Source organism: Thermus brockianus (assembly GCF_021462505.1).
Lineage (GTDB): Bacteria > Deinococcota > Deinococci > Deinococcales > Thermaceae > Thermus > Thermus hydrothermalis.
On record NZ_JAKEDV010000003.1, the window covers coordinates 61,919 to 80,690 of the forward strand.

An 18,772-nucleotide genomic window follows, 5' to 3' on the forward strand; every position below is an offset into this window, starting at 1 on the left:
GCCCTCATTGTAGAAGGCGGAGCACCGCTTCCGTGAAGGCCTGGGTCCCAGCGGTGCCCCCCAGGTCGGGGGGAGGGGTTTCCACCAGGGCCTGGGCCACCGCCTTTTCCACCATGCGGGCAAGCTCCACCAGGCCGAAGGCGTGCTCCAGCATCATGGCGGCGGAGAGGATGGCGGCGGTGGGGTTGGCGATGCCCTTGCCGGCGATGTCCGGGGCGGAGCCGTGCACGGGTTCAAAGACGGGCACCCCCCGGCCCAGGGAGGCGGAGGGGAGGAGGCCCAGGGAGCCGGGGAGGACGCTCGCCAGGTCGGAGAGGATGTCCCCGAAGATGTTCCCCGTGACCACCACGTCAAAGCGGGCGGGGCTACGCACCAGGTGCATGGCCATGGCGTCCACGTACTGGTGCTCCAAGGCCACCTCGGGGTAGCCCTTGTGGACCTCTTCCACGGTCTTGCGCCAGAACTCCCCCACCTCGAGGACGTTGGCCTTGTCCACGCTGGTGACGTGCTTCCTCCGCTTCCTCGCCGCCTCAAAGGCCACCTTGGCCACCCGCTCCACCTCGGGCTTGCTGTAGCGCTCCGTGTTCCAGGCCTCCGCCTCGGACATGCCCCGGGGCTCCCCGAAGTAGATCCCCCCGGTGAGCTCCCGGACGATGAGGACGTCCACCCCCCGGGCGACTTCCTCCTTGAGGGGGGAGAGGCGCTCCAGGCCGGGGAAGACCTTGGCGGGGCGGAGGTTGGCGAAGAGGTCTTGGCTTTTCCTTAGGGCTAAAAGCCCCGTTTCCGGGCGGATTTTGCGGGGGAGGTTGTCCCATTTGGGTCCGCCCACGCTTCCCAAAAGCACCGCCTCGGCCCCCTCCACGCCCCGCCGGGTCGCCTCGGGGAAGGGCTCCCCGTACTGGTCTATGGCGGCTCCGCCAAAGGGAAAGACCTCGTAGGTGAGGCCTAGGCCGTGGGCCTGGTCCAGGGCCTGGAGCACTTTCAGGGCGGCCTCGGTCACCTCGGGGCCGATGCCGTCCCCGGGGAGGACCGCCACCCTCATTCCGCCCTCCTCGGGTAGGGGAGCTTGCGGTCAAAGGCGTCCAAAAGCTCCCCGGCCTCTAAAAGCTCCCCGATGGGGTCCCAAAGGCCCTGGACGAGGGCCTCCCGAGCCTCCTCCCGGAGGAAGAGGGGGGCTACCCGGTTCCCGAAGCGCACCTCCTTTTGCACCAGGTCAATCTCCACCTCCACCTCGGGGTTGGCCTCCACCATCTGGAAGAGCACGGCCAGGTCCTCGGGGGCCAGGGCCACGCAGGGCAGGCCGATGGCCGTGGCGTTGCCGAAGAAGATCTCGGCGAAACTCTCCCCGATGATGGCCTTGAACCCCGCCCGCTTGATGGCCTGGGGGGCGTGCTCCCGGCTGCTTCCGGAGCCGAAGCCCGACTCCACCAGGAGGATGCTGGCCCCTTGGTAGCGGGGGTCGTTCAGGGGGTGGGGTTTGGGGTTGCCCTGCTCGTCAAAGCGCTCGTCGTAGAAGAGGTACTGGCCCAAGCCCTCAAAGGTGAGGGCCTTCATGAAGCGGGCCGGAATGATCCGGTCCGTGTCTATGTCCTCGCCCCTGAGGGGCACCGCCCTTCCCCGGATGACCGTGAACTTCTCCAACATGCTTTCCCTCCCTTAGCGCGCGCCCACCACGCCGAAGACCTCCCGGGCATCGGCGATCTCTCCCGCCACCGCTGCCGCCGCCACCATCAGGGGGCTCATGAGCACGGTGCGCCCCCTGGGACTTCCCATGCGCCCCTTGTAGTTGCGGTTGGAGCTGGAGGCGGCGAGCTCATCCCCCTCGAGGCGGTCCGGGTTCATGGCCAGGCACATGGAGCAGCCTGGGTTGCGCCACTCAAACCCCGCCTCGCGGAAGACCTCGGCGATGCCCTCCTCCTCGGCCCGCTTCGCCACCCACTCCGAGCCCGGCACCACCAGGGCCCGCACTCCCTTCTTGACCTTGTGCCCCTTGAGGTAGCGGGCCACCTCCCGGAGGTCGGAAAGCCGGGCGTTGGTGCAGCTTCCGATGAAGGCCACCTGGATGGGCACCCCCTTGATGGGCTGCCCCGGCCTAAAGCCCATGTAGGCCAGGGCCTCCTCGGCCACGGGCCTTTCCTCCTCGGGAAGCTCCTCCAGGAAGGGGATGCGGCCGTCAATGGGGATGGCCTGGCCGGGGTTGATGCCCCAGGTTACCGTGGGAGCGATCTCCTCGGCGCGGAAGGTGACCACGTCGTCGTAAGGAGCGTCGGGGTCGGAGCGGAAGGAAAGCCACCGCCTTTTGGCCTCCTCCCACTCGGCCCCCTTGGGGGCGTAGGGGCGGCCCTCGAGGTAGCGGAAGGTGGTCTCGTCGGGGTTCACGTAGCCGATGCGGGCCCCGCCCTCAATGGACATGTTGCAAAGCGTCATGCGGCTTTCCATGTCCATGGCCTCCACCGTGCTCCCCCCGTATTCATAAGCGTAGCCGAGGCCACCTTTCACCCCCAGGTGGCGGATGATGTGGAGGATCACGTCCTTGGCGTAGACTCCAGGGGCGAGCCTCCCCTCCACGTTGATCCGCCGCACCTTGAGCTTCTGGGCGGCGATGGTCTGGGTGGCGAGGACGTCCCGCACCTGGCTCGTACCGATGCCGAAGGCCACGGCCCCAAAGGCCCCGTGGGTGGAGGTGTGGGAGTCGCCGCAGGCGATGGTCATCCCAGGCTGGGTGAGGCCGAGCTGGGGCCCAATGACGTGGACGATGCCTTGGTTGCCGCTCCCCAGGTCAAAGAAGGTGATGCCGTGCTCCTGGGTGTTCTGCCTAAGGGCGTCCAGCATGCTCTGGGCCAGGGGGTCTTGGAAGGGCTCGGTGCGGTCGTGGGTGGGGACGATGTGGTCCACGGTGGCGAAGGTGCGGTGGGGGTAGCGCACCTTGAGGCCCAGGTCCTTGAGCATCCCGAAGGCCTGGGGACTCGTGACCTCGTGGAGGAGGTGCAGGTCTATGAAAAGCTGGCTTTGCCCGTTTCTGAGCTTCCGCACCTCGTGGGCCTCCCAAACCTTCTCGTAAAGCGTCTTCCCCATGCTCTCCCTCCCTATGCGAAAATCCCCCGGGGTTTGGGCCCGGGGGAAAGCGGAAAGGCCTCCCTAGACCGGGCCCGCCCGGCCTAGGTCTAGCAGGATGCCCCGCCGCATTGCCCTATAGCCTAAGGCCTTCCTGCGCCTGGGTCAAGCTTGACGCGAGGCCTAAACCCCCCTAGAATGACTTTTGCGTCTGCCGGGGTGGCGGAATTGGTAGACGCGCATGATTCAGGGTCATGTGCCCGCAAGGGCGTGCGGGTTCAAGTCCCGCCCCCGGCACCAGAAGGCCCCCGCAAGGGGGCCATCGCCTTTTGCTACACTTAGGCCATGCGACGGGTGCTCTCCGGCATCCAGCCCTCGGGGGAGATCCACATCGGGAACTACCTGGGGGCCATCAAGCAGTGGGTGGCCCTGGGGGAGAAGCTGGGCAGGGAGGCTTTTTTCTGCATCGTGGACTACCACGCCCTCACCAACCCCTTGGCCTACGACCCCTCAACCCTGGCCCGCCGCACCTTTGAGGCGGCGCTCGTCAACATCGCCGCTGGGCTCAATCCGGAAAAGGTCACCCTCTTCGTCCAGTCCCACGTGCCCGAGCACACGGAGCTTTCCTGGGTCTTCACCACCCTAACCCCCTTGGGGGACCTGACCCGCATGACCCAGTTCAAGGACAAGGCCAGCAAGCAGGAGACCATCTGGTCTGGCCTCCTCATGTACCCCGTCCTGCAGGCGGCGGACATCCTCATCTACAAGGCGGATACCGTGCCCGTGGGGGAGGACCAGGTGCAACACATTGAGCTCACCCGGGAGATCGCCCGCCGCTTCAACCACCTCTTCGGGGAAACCTTTCCCGAGCCCGAGGCCCTTCTCAACCCGGAGGCCCCTAGGGTGCCGGGCATTGACGGCAAGGCCAAGATGAGCAAGTCCCTGGGGAACACCATCGGCCTTTTGGAGCCCGAGGAGAGCATCTGGCAGAAGATCCAGCACCTGCCCGACGACCCCCAGCGGATCCGGCTTTCCGACCCCGGGGACCCTGAGCGGACCATCGTCTTCACCTACCTTTCCTATTTCGCCCCCAAGGAGCTGGTGGAGGCGCTTAAGGAGGAGTACCGCAAGGCGGGGGTGGGCACGTACGTGGTGAAGCGCATCCTCTTTGAGGAGATGATGAAGACCTTAAGGCCCATCCGGGAGCGGGCCGAAGCCCTCAAGCGGGACCCCGACTACGTGATGGACGCCCTTTTGGAAGGGGCGAAGCGGGCGAGGGCGGTGGCGGCGGCCACCATGGAAGAGGTGCGGGAGAAGGTGGGCCTCCTCCTGCCCAGGAAGCGGCCGGTCCTGGCGTGATCCGCTTGGAGTTTCCGGGCTTTTCCGGGTCTCCCTGGGAGCTTAGGGAGGCCCTCCGGCGGGGCCGGCTTTCCCCGAAGGACCTCCCCGTCCTTTGGGTGGTGGAGCAGGCCCTTGCCCAGGTGCCCGAGGAGCTTAAGGCGAGGGCGGAGCTTCTCCCCCTCTTGGCCGAGCTCCTCGTGCTCAAGCTGGCCCCGGAAAAGGCCCTGGTGCCCAAGGAGGAAGGGGAGGAGGCCCCCTTGGTGCGGGTCCTTTTGGACCTTTCCGAGGCCGTGGCCTTTTTGGAAGGGCGCTTGGCCAGGCGGGCCAGGCTTTACCCTGCGGCGCCCCCACCCGTGCCTAGGCCCTCCCTTCGGCTGCCCCCAAGGGTCCTGGCCGAGGCGGCCCGCCCCTTCCGGAAGGCGGTGCTCCACCTGCCCCGGGAGGCCTTTGGCCTCGAGGAGGCCTGGGCCAGGCTGGTGCCCTACCTGAGGGGGCGGGTGGCCTTCCACCGCCTGCCCTTTCCCTCTTGGGCGGAAAAGGCGGTGGGCTTTGCCGCCCTCCTGGAGGCCTGCCGTCTGGGGCGGGTGCGGCTATACCAAGAGGCCCCCTTTGCCCCCCTTTACGTGGAGGTGGAGGAGGCCCTGGAGCGGCGCTTAGCCTAGCGCCTAGCCTCCCGGGCCAAAAGCCCCATGCTCAGGGCGATGAGGAGGAAGGCGAGGAGGGCTTGCAAGGGGATGGGGAACTGGGGGATGTACTCCACCGAGCAGGGCACGGGGGGCTTGCAGGCGAGGGTGAAGAGGTTGGGGAACCTTTGCTCTAGGAGGTGCAAGGTGCTGATGCTTCCCCCGATGAGGGAGAGGGCGAGGCTATAGGGCCACACCCCAAGGTCCTGCCGCCAGAGGGCGAGCCCCAAGAGCACCGCCTGCGGGTACATGAAGATCCGCTGGTACCAGCAGAGCTCGCAGGGGAGGAAAAGCCGCACCTCGGAGTAGTAGAGGCTACCCAAGGTGGCCACCAGGGCCACCACCCAGGCGAAACCGAGGAGGAGAGGGCCGCGCTTCATCGGGTAAAGCATACCCTTAAACTGGGGTTTGTGAAGGACGAGGAAAAGGCTTTGCGGGAGGGGGAGGACTTCTACTGGGAGGGGGACCGGGTGGTTTTCACGGAGGCCTACCACCGCAAGCGGGGCTACTGCTGCGGCTCGGGGTGCCGCCACTGCCCCTGGCGGCCTAAGGAAGAGGAGGGCTAGGCCCGGTTAGGCCTCGAGGAGGGCCTCCACGAAGGCCTCGGCGTCAAAGGGCTGGAGGTCCTCCGGGCCTTCCCCCACCCCGATGAACCGGATGGGCACCCTCAGGGTGCGCACGATGGGCACCAAGACCCCACCCTTGGCGGTGCCGTCCAGCTTGGTGACGATGACCCCCGTGAGGCCCACCGCCTCGTGGAAGCGCTTGGCCTGCTCCAGGCCGTTTTGCCCCGTGACCGCATCCAGCACCAGCCAGACCTCCCCGGGCTCCCCGGGCTCGGCCTTGGCGATGGCCCGCTTCACCTTCTTGAGCTCCTCCATCAGGTTGTGCTTGGTGTGCAGGCGGCCGGCGGTGTCCACAAAGAGGAGGTCAAAGCCCCGGGCCTGGCGGGCCTTGGCGGCGTCAAAGGCCAGGGCGGCGGGGTCCGCCCCTTCGGGCCCTTGGATCACGGGGATACCCAGGCGCTTGCCCCACTCGGCGAGCTGCGTGGCCCCGGCGGCGCGGAAGGTGTCCCCGGCGCAGAACATCACCTTCTTGCCCAAGGCCTGGTAGTAGCGGCCCAGCTTGGCGATGGTGGTGGTCTTGCCCACCCCGTTCACCCCCACCACCATCACCACGTGCCCCCGGGGCTCCACCGGTTTTAAGCTTTGCGGGCGGAAGCCCAGCTTGCGCAAGGTCGCCCGGCGCTCGTCCGGCTCCAGCATCTGGACGAGCTTTTCCTTCACCGCTTCCTTCAGGTCCTTTCTCCCGGAGGCCTTTAGCTCCGCCAAAAGCTCCTCCGTGGCCGCCACCCCCACGTCGGCGGCGAGGAGGGCCATTTCCAACTCCTCCAGGACCTCCTCGGGGTTGCCGCCCCAAGGGACGGCCTTGAGGAGGGTTTCCCGGGTCTTGGCCAGCCCGGCCTTGAGGCGGTCAAAGAAACCCATTAGCGGAAGTTCACCCCCAGGGCGAAGCGCCACACCTTGGGGAAATCGGCGAAGCCGTAGACGTAGCTTCCCTCGGCGAAGAGGCCGGTGGAGGGGTCCAGAAGGCCCTCGAGGCCCAGGGTAAAGCTTACCCCCGCCGTGAGGCTTGGCCCCACGAGGGCGCCCAAGCCCCCGCCGAAGTAGGGGAGGAGGCCCCTAAGGCTTGGGTCGTACTGGCCCAGGTCGGGCTTGAAGAGGAGGGCAGCCTCCAGGGCTACCCCCGGGGCGGCGGGGGCGAGCTCGGCCGTGAGGCGGCCCGTCAGGTTCTGCCTTAGGCGGCTTTCCACCCCGGCCCCGAAGGTGAGGCCCAGGGTTTCCCCGTGGCCAAAGCGCATCTGGATGGCGCTTTGGGCGTGGGCTAGACCGAGGAGGGCGAGGAGGACGAAAACCCGCTTCATCCTTGTCCAGTATAGCCCCTCTCGCGCCGCTTTTCACGAATGGGCCAGCGCCCGCTCCAGCCGCCTGAGGACCCGCTCCTTGCCCAGAAGGGCGAGGATCTCAAAAAGCCCCGGGGTTTCCAGGCTTCCCGTGACGGCGGCCCGGAGGGGTTGGGCCACCTGGCCGAGCTTTAGGCCCCTTGCCTCGGCGAACCCCCTGAGGAGGTTTTCCAGGGCGGTTTCGCTCCAGTCCTCCTGGGCCTTCAGGGCGGGGAAAAGCTCTTCAAGAAGGGGAAGGCCCTCCTTTAGCTTGGCGAGGGCTTTTTCCGCAAAGGGGTAGTCCTCGGTGAAGAGGTAGCGGGCCTTCTCGGGGAACTCCTTCAGGGTGTCAAACCGGGGGCGCATGAGGGCTACGGCCCTTTGCAGGTAGGCCTCGTCGGGCCAGGAAAGCCCCGCCTCCCTCAAAAAGGGCTTCACCCGCTCGGCCACCGCTTCCAGGGGGAGGACCTCCCGGATGTACTTCCCGTTCATCCACCTGAGCTTTTCCAGGTCAAAGACCGGCCCCCCCAGGGATACCCGCTCCCAGCTGAAGGCCTCTATGAACTCCTCCAGGGTGAAGATCTCCCGCCCATCCGGCATGGAGAAGCCCATGAGGCAGAGGTAGTTCCTCAGGGCCTCGGGCAGGAAGCCTTCCCCTTTGTACCACTCCAAGGAGGTGTGGCTTTTCCGCTTGCTGATCTTGGTCTTGTCGGGGTTGCGCAGGAGGGGCATGTGGTAGAACTTGGGCACCTCCCAGCCAAAGGCCCGGTAGAGGAGGACGTGGATGGGGGTGGAGACGAGCCACTCCTCCGCCCGGATCACGTCCGTGACCCCCATGAGGTGGTCGTCCACCACGTTGGCCAGGTGGTAGGTGGGGTAGCCGTCGGACTTCAGGAGGACCACGTCGGGGATCTCCTGGTTGTCGTAGACCACCACCCCCCGGAGCTCGTCCTTGACCTCCGTGGTCCCGGGGCGGGGGACCTTGAGCCGGATCACGTGGGGTTCGCCCCGCCGGGCCCGCTCCTCCGCCTCTTCCGGGGGAATGTTCCGGGCCCGGCCGTCGTAGCCTCCTTTTTCCTTGCGGATCCTTTCAAGCTCCTCGGGGGTTTCAAAGGCCCGGTAGGCAAAGCCGCGCCTTAGGAGCTCCTCGGCGTACTGCCGGTAGAGGGGAAGCCTTTCCGACTGGCGGTAGGGCCCGTGGGGGCCACCGATGTCCGGACCCTCGTCGTAGGTGATACCGAGCCACTTCAGGGCGGCCAGGATCCTTTCCTCCGCGCCCGGCACATAGCGGGCGCGGTCCGTGTCCTCAATGCGCACCAGGAAACGCCCCCCGTTTTTGCGGGCCCAGGCGTAGTTGAAGAGGGCGATGTAGGCCGTGCCCACGTGGGGGTCCCCCGTGGGGCTCGGAGCGATGCGGGTCACCACCATACCTCGCCCATTATCTCATCCGCGCTTAAAGGCCGGGCCTTAGGCTTGGGGGTAATGGATGGGGAGCTTCTGGCCCAGGGTTTGCGCAAACGCTACGGCCCCAAGGAGGTGGTCAAGGGCGTGGACCTCCACCTCAGGCGGGGGGAGATCGTGGCCCTCTTTGGCCCCAACGGGGCGGGGAAGACCACCACCTTTTACATGGTGGTGGGGTTCATCCGGCCCACGGCGGGGCGCATCTACCTGAAGGGGCAAGAGGTGAGCCGCCTACCCATGTACAAAAGGGCCCGGCTCGGCCTCGGCTACCTGCCCCAGGAGCCCAGCGCCTTCCGGCGGATGACCGTGTTGGAAAACCTCCTCGCCATCCTGGAGTTCCAGCCCCTTTCCAAAGGGGAACGCCTAGAGAAGGCCAAGGCCCTTTTGGAAGAGCTCGCCATCTACCACCTAAAAGACCGCCTGGCCTACGCCCTTTCCGGGGGGGAGAGGAGGCGGCTGGAGATCGCCCGGGCCCTCTGCACGGACCCGGATTTTATCCTTCTGGACGAGCCCTTTACCGGGGTGGACCCCAAGAACGTGCGGGAGATCCAGAAGGTGATCGCCGAGCTCCGGGAAAGGCGGGGGGTGGGGGTTTTCATCACCGACCATGCGGTGCGGGAAACCCTGGCCATCACGGACCGGGTCTACCTCATGTACGACGGCCAGGTCCTCTTCCACGGGGACCCGGATACCTTCGCCCAGGACCAAGGGGTAAGGCGGCACTACCTGGGCGAGGACTACGAGCTCTAGATGACCTTCTGGGCGCTTCTCCTCCTCATCCTTTGCCTCGCCGCCTTGGTGGCCTACCTGGGGGACAGGGTGGCCAAGTGGGCGGGAAAGCGCCACTACCGCCTCTTTGGCCTGCGTCCCCGGCAGACCGCCACCCTCATCGCCGTCTTCACGGGGGTGGGGATTGCCCTTTTTAGCTACCTCGCCTTCCTCCTGGTCTTCCGGGAGGCCCGGGAGGTGATCCTGGAGGCCACGGCCATCCGCAGGGAGCGGGATGCGCTGAGGGCCGAACGGGATGCGCTTCTCCAGGCCAAGTCCGCCATGGAGGCGGAGGCGGCCCGGGCCTTAGCCGAGCTCAACGCCCTCAGGGGGGAGAGGCGGGAGCTTTCGGAGGCTTTGGCGGGCGCGGAGGCCGTGAGGCGCCGCCTCGAGGCCGAGGCCGAGGCCCTCTCCCGCCAGGTCAGGGCCCTCGGTGAGGAGCGCCAGGCCCTCCTTGGGGAGACGGAGCGGCTTAAGGCGGAAAGGGAAGAACTCTTGGCCCTCCTCGCCCTGAAGAACAAGGAGCTCGGGGAAAGGAGCCGGGAGCTCCAGGGCCTCGAGGCCCGCCTAAAAGCCCTGCAGGAGGCGGCGAAAGGCCTGGAGGCCGAGCGGCGCCGCCTCCAGGAGGAGCTCGCCAAAGCCCAGGCCCGTCTGGAAGCGGCGAGGGAAGAGCGGGCCCGCCTGGCCCAAGAGGCGGAGGGGCTTAGGGCCACCCTGGAGCGCACCCGGCGGGAGCTCCGCCAAGCCGAGGAGCGCCTTCTTGGCCTTTTGACCCAGGCGGAGGTCCTGCAAAGGGAAAAGGGGCAACTCGCCCAGAGCCTGGTGCGGCTAAGCCAGGGGCTTTACCTGGGGGAGGTGCGCCTGGGGGCGGAGGAGGGCCGGGCGGTGTTGGAAAGGGTGGCGGAGAGGCGGGCGCTTCTCCAGGGCTTTAAGGGGGCGGAGCTTCTGGGGGAGGCCGTGGGCCCGGGGCTTGCGGTCCTCGAGGGGGCGGGGTACCAGGAGGGCCGGCTGCTCGTGCGGGTGCGCTTCTACCCGGAGAGGCGGGCCTTCGCCGAGGGGGAGGTTCTGGCGAGCGCCACCTTCCGCCTTTCCACCCAGGCCCGAAACCAAGAGGTCCTAGAGCGCCTGGGAGAAGAGGCGAGGAAGCGCCTTTTGGAGGCGGGGTTTCCCCCGGAATACGCCACCTTCCCCGCCCCGGAGGAGCTCGCCCGGGGCCTCGCCCTCCTGAAGGGGCGGCAAGGGGTGGTGCGGGTGGGGGTGGTGGCGGAGAGGGAGCTTTGGACCACGGAAAGGCCCCTCCTAGCCTTCCGCCTCCTCGGGGGGCCGCCGGGCCCGGAGGTACCGGTCCCGACCCGCAAGGTCCCGTAGCACCTCCGCTTCCCAGCCCCTTTCCCGCAGGGCTTCCGCCAGGCGGTGGACGTTTTCCGGGGCCAGTTCCAAAAGGAGAAAGCCACCGGGCCTTAGGGCCCTTTCCGCCTCCAGGGCCAAGGGCCAGGCCACGGCGAGCCCCTCTTCCCCGGCGTAGAGGGCCAGGGGGTTTTCGTAGCGGAGTTCAGGCGGGGCTTCCTCCCGGTAGCGCTCCGGCAGGTAGGGGGGGTTGGCCACGAGGAGGTCCAGTCCCCTAAGCCCGCCCGTGAGGGGGGCCTGGAGGAAGTGGACCAAGAGGCCAAGCCGCTTGGCGTTTTCCTGCGCCAGGCGGAGGGCCTTTTCGTCCACCTCCGTGGCGTGGACCTCCGCCTCGGGGAGGTGGCGCTTGAGGGCGAGGGCGATGGCCCCGGTGCCCGTGCCCACGTCCAGGACTTTGGGTTTGGGAGGAAGGGGAAGGGCGAGGGCCAGGGCCACCAGGCCCTCCGTTTCGGGCCGGGGGATGAGGACGCCCTCCTCCACCCTTAGGGGCAGGCCGAAGAACTCCACTTCCCCCAAGAGGTACTGCAGGGGGTAGCGGGAAAGCCGCTTTTCCAGAAGGGCCCAAGCCCTCTCCTCGGCCCCCGGGGGTGGGGGCTCCGGGAGCCTGAGGAGGAGCTCCTTCCGGGGAAGCCCCGCGGCCAGGGCCAGGAGGTCCCAGGCCTCCCCCTCGGGTAAGCCCGCTTCCCTAAGCCGCGCCTGGAGCGCTCGGAGGAGCTTGATCACGGGGATAGACCACCACGTGCCGCTCCTCGCCCTCCCCTTGGCTTTCCGTGGTCACCTGGGGGTGGTTCTTGAGGAGCATGTGGACGATGCGCCGCTCCGAGGGGCGCATGGGGGGGAGGTGCAGGGGCTCCCCGGTCATGGCCACGGTGAGGGCGGCCTCCTCGGCGATGCGGCGGATCTTCTCCTCCTGCCGCTTGCGGTAGCCGGCGGCGTCCAGGACCACCCGGTACGCTCTCCCGAAGTGCTTGGCCAAGACCACGCCCGCCAGGTACTCCACCGCCTTCAGGGTGCGCCCCTCCTTGCCGATGAAACGGCCCAGGTCCCCGCCCTTGACCTCCGCCTTGAGGAGGTTGCCCTCTTGGCGGATCTCCACGTAGTGCGCCGGGTCCAGGCGGAGGAGGAGGCCCACCAGGAAGGTTTCCAACACCTCCTTGGGCCCTTGGGGGCGGGGTTCCTTGCCCGTTTCCTTAAGCTCCACCTCCACCGGGGCCTCCTCCAGGACGCCCAGGTCGGAGAGGAGGTCGTCAATGCTCTTTTTCTTCTCGTCCATGCCTCAAGTTTACGCCGCCACCGGCTTGAGGCTCCGGTTGATGAGCCACTGCTGTACGAGGCCGATGAGGTTGGAGAGCACCCAGTAGAGGGTGACCCCCGAAGGGAACTGGAGGACCAGGAAGATGAAGATCAGGTTCATGAAGAGGCTTTGGCGGATCAGGTCCTTGTTGCCGTGGGCGGAAAGCCAGGTGGAGAGGAAGGTGGTGGCCACGTAGAGGGCGGGGAGGACGTAGAAGGGGTCGGGCAGGGCCAGGTCGGGGATCCAGAGGAGGCCCTGGCCGAACTCGTAGTTGGCGATGACCTTCCAGAGGATGAAGAGGATGGGCATCTGGATGAAAAGGGGCAGGCAGCCGGCGGCGGGGTTTACCTTGTGCTCCTGGTAGAGCTTCATGGTGGCCTCCGCCCGCTTGTTGGGGTCGTCCTTGTACTTCTCGTTGATCTTCTGGATGAGGGGCTGGAGGCGCTGGATCTCCGCCATGCTCTTGAATTGCTGGTGCATTAAGGGCCAAAGAAGGAGGCGCACCACCAGGGTGAGGAAGAGGATGGCGAGGCCCCAGCTTCCCGTGTAGCGGAAGGCCGTTTCCATGAGCCAAAGGAGGCCTAAGGAGAGCTGGCCCCAGATGTTGGGGCTAAAGAGCCCAGGGAGGGAAAGGAGCCCCTCCACGTGGTAGCGCACCAGCTCGTTCTGGCCGCCGTAGAGCTTGAGGGCCTTCCCGGGCTCTAGCCGCACCTCCCCTTCCTTGCCCACCAGCTTGCCGGTTAGGGGACCCTCGGCGAAGGCCACCAGGGCGTAGCCCGCCTTGGGGCGGGTCTGCCAGGCCAGGTAGCGGAGGAGGCCTTCCCCGCTTGGGGTGGGCTCCTTGGTCCCTTCCGGGAGGACCTTGGGCTGGCCTTGGGCCTTGAGCCTTAGGGTGAGGGGGAAGTCCGCTTCCGCCTCGAGGGTGTACTGCCCCTTGGCCAAGCGGTAGGTGAGGGTGCCTTCGGGGCCTTGGAAGCGGGCGAGGAGGCGGCCATCCTCCACCAAAAACTCCGCCTTTTTCGGGGTGAAGCCCTCAGGGGCCACCACGGGGGCCCCGTCCGCCAGGTTGGGGGCCCGGGTGTAGTCGCCGATGGCCGTGCCCTTGTAGGTCTTCACGTACCAGCCCACGATCTGGCCCTTTTGGTCAAAGGCCAGGTCCATGAGGTTGGTCACGGCCACTTTCTCGGGGGTGCCGTCCCCGTTCACGTCCACGTCCTTGAAGGCGGCCTCCAGGGCCCACACGGGGGAGAGGAGGAGGAAAAGGGCGAGGAGTTTTCTCATCGGGCCCCCTCCTTCCTGGGGGGGAAGACAAGGGGCACGGGGTCTAGCCCCCCGGGGTGCAGGGGGTGGCACCTTAGGATCCGCCGCGCCGCCAAGTAGCTACCCCAAAGGGCCCCGTGCCGCTCCAGGGCCTCGAGGGCGTAGGCGGAACAGGTGGGGTGGAACCGGCAGGTCTTGGGCTTAAGGGGAGAGAGGTAGCGGCGGTACGCCTTGACCAGGAGTACGAGGAGCCTGCGCACGCCGCCTATTGTATCAGCCCGCTCTTCTTCAGGGCGCGCGCCAGGTCCTGGAAGAGCTCGGCGTAGCTGGCCTCCCGGGCCTCGGGGCTCGCCACCACCAGGAGGTGGGCCTTGGGCAGGTGGAGGCGGCGGAGGATCTCCCGTAGGCGCCTTTTCACCTTGTTGCGCACCACCGCCTTTCCCACCTTCTTGGACACCACGATGCCCACCCGGAGCTCGGGGGCGGGGAGCCACTTCACGCTCACGTACCGCCCCCGCCCGGCCCTGCCCTTGCGGAGCCTTTGGAAGGCCCGGTCCCCTTTGAGGGAAACGAGCTTGCCCCCCGGGGCGGGGGGCGGGTTCTTTAGGCGTTCACCTTGGGCGTGAGGCGCCAGCGGCCCTTCTGCCGCCTGCGCTTCAGCACCTTCCTGCCGCCTGGGGTCTTCATGCGGGCCCGGAAGCCGTGGGTCTTGGCCCGCTTCCTCCGGTTGGGCTGCCAGGTCCTTTTCATCCATTTCCCTCCCTGGGGCCAGTGCCCCGATACCCTAAAGAGTGTAGCACAGAAAGCCCTGTACCCAGTCTAACGGTTTTTTACACCCAAGCGGTATAACGTTGACATTCCCGAGCCCTCTCCCTTATACTTCCCGGCAAACGGTCGTTAGGGAGGAACCCGTGGCCCAGCTACTCGTGGAGAGCGTCACCCTAACCTTTGGCGGCGTGGCCGCCCTCTCCGCCGTTTCCCTAGAGGTGGAGAAGGGGGAGCTCGTCTCCATCATCGGACCCAACGGGGCGGGGAAGACGAGCCTTTTGAACGTCATCTCCGGCTTCTACCACCCCCAGCGAGGGCGCATCCTCTTTGAGGGCCAGGACATCACCCGGGCGTCCCCCCACGAAATCACCCGCAAGGGCATCGCCCGGGCTTTCCAGAACATTGAGCTCTTCTCGGGCCTCACCGTCCTGGAAAACCTCATGCTGGCCCGGCACACCCACCTCCGCTACGGCCTCCTCCAGGCGGGGTTCTTTTACGGCCGGGCCCTGGCGGAGGAGGTGAGGAACCGGAGGTGGGTGGAGGAGGTCATTGACTTTATGGAACTGGAGCCCTACCGCAAGGCCTTGGTGGGCAACCTCCCCTATGGGGTGCGGAAGCGGGTGGAGGTGGCCCGGGCTTTGGCCCTTTCCCCCAAGCTCCTCCTCCTGGACGAGCCCATGGCGGGGATGACCCTGGAGGAAAAGGAGGACATGGTGCGCTTCATCCTGGAGATCCGGGCCCAAGGCACCACGGTGATCCTCATTGAGCACGACCTCGGGGTGGTCATGGACATCTCCGACCGGGTCTACGTGCTGGACTTCGGCCAGGTCATCGCCCAAGGGGCCCCGGCGGAGGTGGCCCAAAACCCCAGGGTGCAGGAGGCCTACCTGGGGGTGGAGGCGTGAAGGCGATCCGGCCCTCCCACGAGATGAAGCGCTACACCCTGCCCCAGCTCCTGAGGTTTCGCGCCCTGGAAGAGGGGGACCGGGTGGCCCTCCGGGAGAAGGACTACGGCATCTGGAACGAGGTCACCTACGCCGAGTACTATGAGAAGGTCCTCCTCTTCGGCCACGGGCTTTTGGCCATGGGGTTTTCCCCGGGGGAGCGCCTTGCCATCATCGCCGACAACATCCCCGAGTGGCTCTACGCCGAGCTCGGCACCCAGGCGGTGCGGGGGATTAGCGTGGGGGTATACCAAAGCTCCCTGCCCGCGGAGATCGCCTACATGCTCAGCTACACGGGGGCCAGCGTGGTCCTCGCCGAGGACCAGGAGCAGGTGGACAAGCTCTACGAGATCCGGAACGAGATCCCCCACGTGCGCCACGTCATCTACGAGGACCCCAAGGGGATGCGGGGCTACCGGGACCCTTGGCTCCTCTCCTTTGCGGAGCTTTTGGAGCGGGGGCGGGAGCACCGCAAGCGCCACCCTGAGGCGGTGGAGAAGCTTCTCCTTTCCGCAAGCCCCGAGGAGGTCTGCCACCTCTCCTCCACCTCCGGCACCACGGGCCGCCCCAAGGCGGCTATGCTCCGCCACCGGAACCTGATCCACATGGGGGTGGCCCTGCAGGAGGTGGACCCCCTTTGGCCCACGGACGACTACCTTTCCTTTCTGCCCCTTGCCTGGATCGGGGAGCAGATGATGTCTGTGGCCATGGCCCTTACCGGAGGGTTTGCCGTCAACTTCCCCGAGGCGGTGGAAACCGCCTTGCAGGACCTTAAGGAGATCGGCCCCCACGTGATGTTCAGCCCCCCAAGGGTTTGGGAGGGGATCCAGAGCAGCATCTGGGTGCGCATTTCCGAAAGCCCTGCCCTAAACCGCTTTGTGTATGAGAAACTCCTCCGCCTGGGCTACCGGGCGGCGGAGTACCGCATGCGGGGGAGGCCTATGCCCCTTCCCCTGCGCCTTGCTTACGCCTTTGCCGACCGGGTGCTTTTCCGGCCTCTGCGGGACCAACTGGGCTTCCTGCGCCTCCGGCGCGCCTACACGGGAGGAGCGGCCCTGGGGCCCGATGTGTTCCGGTTCTTCCACGCCATCGGCGTAAACCTCAAGCAGATCTACGGCCAGACGGAGATCATCGGCATCGCCTTCGTCCACCGGGACGGGGATGTGCGCCACGATACCGTGGGCCTCCCCATTCCCGGCACGGAGGTGCGGATTAGCGAGGAGGGGGAGATCCTCTTGCGCTCGGATGCGGTGTGCGCCGGCTACTGGGAAAGGCCCGAGGCCACGGCGGAAACCTTCCGGGACGGCTGGCTCCACACCGGGGATGCCGGCTACCTCACGGAGGAGGGCCACCTGGTGGTGATTGACCGGCTTTCGGACGTGATGCGCACGGCAAGGGGCACGGTCTTCAGTCCCCAGTTCGTGGAGAACAAGTTGAAGTTCTCCCCCTACATCAAGGAGGCGGTGGTGTTTGGCGACCGCAAGCCCTTCCTGGCGGCCTTTATCAACGTGGACCCCCAGACGGTGGGCAAGTGGGCGGAGGACCGGGGGCTCGCCTACACCACCTACCTGGACCTCTCCCTGAAGCCGGAGGTGGCGGAGCTTATCCGCAAGGAGGTGGAGCGGGTGAATGCGGAACTGCCTGAGGAGCTAAGGATCCGCCGCTTCGTGCTCCTCTACAAGCTTTTGGACGCCGACGACGAGGAGCTCACCCGCACGGGCAAGGTGCGCCGGGGCCTCATCGCCAAGAAGTACGCCCCCTTGGTGGAGGCCTTGTACTCGGGGGCCAAGGCGGTGGAGGTGGAGGCGGAGTACCGGTACCAGGACGGCACCGTCCAGCGGGTGCAGGCCCGGGTGCCCGTGTTGGACCTCGAGGGGGTGGTGGCGGCGTGAGCTTCGTGTTGGAGCTTTTCATCTCGGGCGTGGTCCTAGGCCTCATCTACGCCCTCGTGGCCCTGGGGTTTGTGCTCATCTACAAGGCGAGCCGGGTGGTGAACTTCGCCCAAGGGGAACTCATCGCCATCGGGGCCTTTGCCGCCCACTTCTTCCTGGTGGGCCTGAAGCTCCCCGTGGCCTTGGCCTTTGCCCTGGCGCTAGGGTTCACGGCCTTGGTGGGCTACCTCCTGGAAAGGCTTTTCCTGAAGCGTTTGGTGGGGCAACCCATCATCTCCGTCATCATGGCCACCATTGGCCTGGCCTTCTTCCTGGATGGGCTTTTGCACCTCACCCCCTACGGGGCGGGGAGCTACGGCTACCCCCCCTTCCTCCCCGAAGGCGGGGTGCGGGTTCTGGGGGCCCAGGTCTCCTACGCCCAGCTCCTCGCCCTTTTCCTCACCCTGGCCTTCTTGCTCCTTTTCACCTGCTTCTTCCAGCGCTCCACCCTGGGGGTGGCCATGCGGAGCGTGGCCGACGACCAGATGGCGGCCATGAGCCTCGGGGTATCTGTGGCCAAGGTCTTCGCCCTGGCCTGGGCGGCGGCGGGCCTGGCGGCGGCGGCGGGCGGGGTGATGGTGGGCACCCTCTCCGGCCTCAACCTGGACAGCCTGGTGCACATCGGCCTTCGGGTCTTCCCCGTGGTGATCCTGGGGGGGCTGGACTCCATCCCGGGGGCGGTGGTGGCGGGCATCCTCATCGGCGTTTTGGAGAACCTGGCGGCGGGCTTTTTGGACCCCTATGTCCCCGGCGGGGGCACCCGGGACGTCTTCCCCTTCCTGGTCTTGCTCCTCGTCCTTTGGTTCAAGCCCCACGGGCTTTTCGGCACGGAGGAGATTGAGCGCGTATGAGAAACCCTTGGGCGCAGACGGGAAACTACCGCACCTCGTATTCCCAGGACGCAAGCATCTTCGCCACCCACCGGGAGCTCCTTTCCCTCCTCCTTTTCCTGGGCTTTCTCCTCCTTTTGCCCCAGTTCCTTCCCCGGACCCAGGTCTTCATCCTGGACCTGATCCTGGTCTATAGCATCGCTGTCCTAGGCCTCAACATCACCACGGGGTATGCGGGGCTCATCAACATCGGTCAGGCGGCCTTCATGGGGGTGGGGGCCTACACCGCCGCCCTCCTCGCCCCCCAGGGGCTTCCCTTCTGGCTCCTCATCCCCCTCGGGGGGCTTGTGGCCGCCTTCTTCGGCCTTTTGGTGGGGATTCCAAGCCTTAGGGTGAAGCACCTTTACCTGGCCCTGGCCACCTTGGCCTTCCAGGTGATCTTTGAGTGGACCGTGGGTCACCTGCCCCTCCTGAAGCAAGGGGGGGCCATGGATATGCCCCGGGCGAGCTTCCTCGGGTATGAGGCGGGGTTTCGCAACCATTTCCACTTCTGGTACTACGCATCCTTGGCCACCCTCGTCCTCCTCGCCCTCTTTTTCCGCAACCTCCTGCGCACCAAGTACGGCCGCGCCCTCATCGCCGTGCGGGACAACGACCGGGCGGCGGACGCCATGGGCATGGACCCGGGGCGCACCAAGCTCTTTGCCTTCGCCCTAGGGGCCTTTTACGCCGGGGTGGCGGGGGTGCTTTACGCCTACCTTTCCCGGGCGGTGGTCATTGAGGACTACGTCTTCGCCCACTCGGTGAAGTACCTGGCCATGGCCATCGTGGGGGGGTTGGGCACCTTGGTGGGAAGCTTCCTTGGGCCCCTTTTCCTGGTGCTTCTGGACGTGAACATGGAGGCCCTTTCCAACCTCATCAAGGCCCTGGGCTTCAGCGTGGCGGGGGTGGACGTGGCGAGCGCCTTGAGGCCCTTGGCCTTTGGGCTCATCATCGTCCTCTTCCTCATGTTTGAGCCCAGGGGGCTTTACAACTGGTGGCGCATCGTGCGGAGCTACCTCCGCACGTGGCCGTTCAAGTACTAGGAGG

Annotated in this window: 22 protein-coding genes and 1 tRNA gene; 10 read left to right on the plus strand and 13 right to left on the minus strand. The window is 66.7% G+C overall.

The features are described 5' to 3' along the window. Positions 1-4: 4 nt before the first annotated feature. The 3 genes from leuB to leuC are packed head-to-tail and all read right to left on the minus strand — an operon-like array spanning position 5 to position 3,075. Positions 5-1,042, minus strand: a complete 1,038-nt coding sequence (gene leuB, locus LXN00_RS04360) for a 3-isopropylmalate dehydrogenase (protein ID WP_234505345.1) — start codon at positions 1,040-1,042, stop codon at positions 5-7. Beyond that, a complete protein-coding gene (gene leuD, locus LXN00_RS04365; RefSeq protein ID WP_234505347.1) occupies positions 1,039-1,644 on the minus strand; it encodes a 3-isopropylmalate dehydratase small subunit in 606 nt (201 codons plus the stop codon). The genes leuB and leuD overlap by 4 nt, the downstream gene beginning before the upstream one ends. A 12-nt stretch (positions 1,645-1,656) precedes the next feature. Then, the gene (gene leuC, locus LXN00_RS04370) at positions 1,657-3,075 is read right to left on the minus strand and encodes a 3-isopropylmalate dehydratase large subunit (RefSeq protein ID WP_234505349.1); all 1,419 of its coding nucleotides are present in this window, start codon (positions 3,073-3,075) and stop codon (positions 1,657-1,659) included. Positions 3,076-3,267: 192 nt separating this feature from the next. On the opposite strand from leuC, the gene LXN00_RS04375 reads away from it, so the two are divergent. The 3 genes from LXN00_RS04375 (at position 3,268) to LXN00_RS04385 (ending at position 5,057) form a co-directional block, all read left to right on the plus strand. After that, a tRNA-Leu gene (locus LXN00_RS04375) sits at positions 3,268-3,354 on the plus strand. 45 nt (positions 3,355-3,399) lie between these two features. Next, a complete protein-coding gene (trpS, locus tag LXN00_RS04380) occupies positions 3,400-4,413 on the plus strand; it encodes a tryptophan--tRNA ligase (RefSeq protein WP_234505351.1) in 1,014 nt (337 codons plus the stop codon). Then, the gene (locus LXN00_RS04385; RefSeq protein ID WP_234505353.1) at positions 4,410-5,057 is read left to right on the plus strand and encodes a chromosome segregation protein ScpA; all 648 of its coding nucleotides are present in this window, start codon (positions 4,410-4,412) and stop codon (positions 5,055-5,057) included. Before trpS ends, LXN00_RS04385 begins: the two co-directional genes overlap by 4 nt. Here LXN00_RS04385 and LXN00_RS04390 read toward each other — a convergent pair. Continuing rightward, entirely contained in the window at positions 5,054-5,458 is a 405-nt protein-coding gene (locus LXN00_RS04390) for a disulfide bond formation protein B (protein ID WP_234505354.1), read from the minus strand. The genes LXN00_RS04385 and LXN00_RS04390 overlap by 4 nt on opposite strands. Before the next feature lie 30 nt (positions 5,459-5,488). On the opposite strand from LXN00_RS04390, the gene LXN00_RS04395 reads away from it, so the two are divergent. Next, a complete protein-coding gene (locus LXN00_RS04395; protein ID WP_234505357.1) occupies positions 5,489-5,644 on the plus strand; it encodes a DUF5522 domain-containing protein in 156 nt (51 codons plus the stop codon). Positions 5,645-5,650: 6 nt separating this feature from the next. Here LXN00_RS04395 and ftsY read toward each other — a convergent pair whose 3' ends face one another. From ftsY to gltX, 3 genes are read right to left on the minus strand one after another with little or no spacing between them, the layout of a single operon-like run. Next, positions 5,651-6,565, minus strand: a complete 915-nt coding sequence (gene ftsY, locus LXN00_RS04400; protein ID WP_234505359.1) for a signal recognition particle-docking protein FtsY — start codon at positions 6,563-6,565, stop codon at positions 5,651-5,653. After that, complete coding sequence (locus LXN00_RS04405; protein WP_234505362.1) at positions 6,565-7,002, minus strand: hypothetical protein; 438 nt, start codon at positions 7,000-7,002, stop codon at positions 6,565-6,567. Before LXN00_RS04405 ends, ftsY begins: the two co-directional genes overlap by 1 nt. Before the next feature lie 33 nt (positions 7,003-7,035). Next, positions 7,036-8,448: a glutamate--tRNA ligase gene (gene gltX, locus LXN00_RS04410; protein ID WP_234505364.1), complete on the minus strand. Its 1,413-nt coding sequence runs from the start codon at positions 8,446-8,448 to the stop codon at positions 7,036-7,038. Between the two features lie 54 nt (positions 8,449-8,502). Here gltX and lptB point away from each other — a divergent pair, with 54 nt between their 5' ends. After that, on the plus strand, positions 8,503-9,231 hold the full coding sequence (gene lptB / locus LXN00_RS04415) for an LPS export ABC transporter ATP-binding protein (protein WP_234505366.1): 729 nt from the start codon (positions 8,503-8,505) through the stop codon (positions 9,229-9,231). Next, complete coding sequence (locus tag LXN00_RS04420; protein WP_234505368.1) at positions 9,232-10,617, plus strand: DUF3084 domain-containing protein; 1,386 nt, start codon at positions 9,232-9,234, stop codon at positions 10,615-10,617. It abuts the gene before it with no gap. On the opposite strand, the gene prmC is transcribed toward LXN00_RS04420, so the two are convergent. The 6 genes from prmC to rpmH are packed head-to-tail and all read right to left on the minus strand — an operon-like array spanning position 10,549 to position 13,960. Then, positions 10,549-11,379, minus strand: coding sequence for a peptide chain release factor N(5)-glutamine methyltransferase (gene prmC / locus LXN00_RS04425; RefSeq protein WP_234505371.1), 831 nt, complete (start codon positions 11,377-11,379; stop codon positions 10,549-10,551). The genes LXN00_RS04420 and prmC overlap by 69 nt on opposite strands. Further along, complete coding sequence (locus LXN00_RS04430; protein WP_234505373.1) at positions 11,342-11,929, minus strand: protein jag; 588 nt, start codon at positions 11,927-11,929, stop codon at positions 11,342-11,344. The genes prmC and LXN00_RS04430 overlap by 38 nt, the downstream gene beginning before the upstream one ends. A gap of 9 nt (positions 11,930-11,938) precedes the next feature. Further along, a complete protein-coding gene (locus LXN00_RS04435) occupies positions 11,939-13,231 on the minus strand; it encodes a YidC/Oxa1 family membrane protein insertase (RefSeq protein WP_234505375.1) in 1,293 nt (430 codons plus the stop codon). Continuing rightward, on the minus strand, positions 13,228-13,470 hold the full coding sequence (gene yidD, locus LXN00_RS04440; protein ID WP_234505377.1) for a membrane protein insertion efficiency factor YidD: 243 nt from the start codon (positions 13,468-13,470) through the stop codon (positions 13,228-13,230). The genes LXN00_RS04435 and yidD overlap by 4 nt, the downstream gene beginning before the upstream one ends. Before the next feature lie 5 nt (positions 13,471-13,475). Beyond that, positions 13,476-13,844, minus strand: coding sequence for a ribonuclease P protein component (gene rnpA, locus LXN00_RS04445; protein ID WP_234506136.1), 369 nt, complete (start codon positions 13,842-13,844; stop codon positions 13,476-13,478). Then, positions 13,814-13,960 carry a 50S ribosomal protein L34 gene (rpmH, locus tag LXN00_RS04450; protein ID WP_014516087.1) on the minus strand — a complete coding sequence of 49 codons (147 nt, stop codon included), beginning with the start codon at positions 13,958-13,960 and terminating at the stop codon, positions 13,814-13,816. Before rpmH ends, rnpA begins: the two co-directional genes overlap by 31 nt. Before the next feature lie 161 nt (positions 13,961-14,121). Here rpmH and LXN00_RS04455 point away from each other — a divergent pair, with 161 nt between their 5' ends. From LXN00_RS04455 to LXN00_RS04470, 4 genes are read left to right on the plus strand one after another with little or no spacing between them, the layout of a single operon-like run. Further along, positions 14,122-14,883 (plus strand): ABC transporter ATP-binding protein, encoded by a 762-nt coding sequence (locus tag LXN00_RS04455; RefSeq protein ID WP_234505379.1) that lies wholly within the window; start codon positions 14,122-14,124, stop codon positions 14,881-14,883. Further along, entirely contained in the window at positions 14,880-16,814 is a 1,935-nt protein-coding gene (locus tag LXN00_RS04460; protein WP_234505380.1) for a long-chain fatty acid--CoA ligase, read from the plus strand. The genes LXN00_RS04455 and LXN00_RS04460 overlap by 4 nt, the downstream gene beginning before the upstream one ends. Continuing rightward, entirely contained in the window at positions 16,811-17,704 is an 894-nt protein-coding gene (locus LXN00_RS04465; protein WP_234505382.1) for a branched-chain amino acid ABC transporter permease, read from the plus strand. The genes LXN00_RS04460 and LXN00_RS04465 overlap by 4 nt, the downstream gene beginning before the upstream one ends. Next, positions 17,701-18,768, plus strand: a complete 1,068-nt coding sequence (locus LXN00_RS04470; protein ID WP_234505384.1) for a branched-chain amino acid ABC transporter permease — start codon at positions 17,701-17,703, stop codon at positions 18,766-18,768. The genes LXN00_RS04465 and LXN00_RS04470 overlap by 4 nt, the downstream gene beginning before the upstream one ends. The last annotated feature ends 4 nt before the right edge of the window (positions 18,769-18,772 follow it).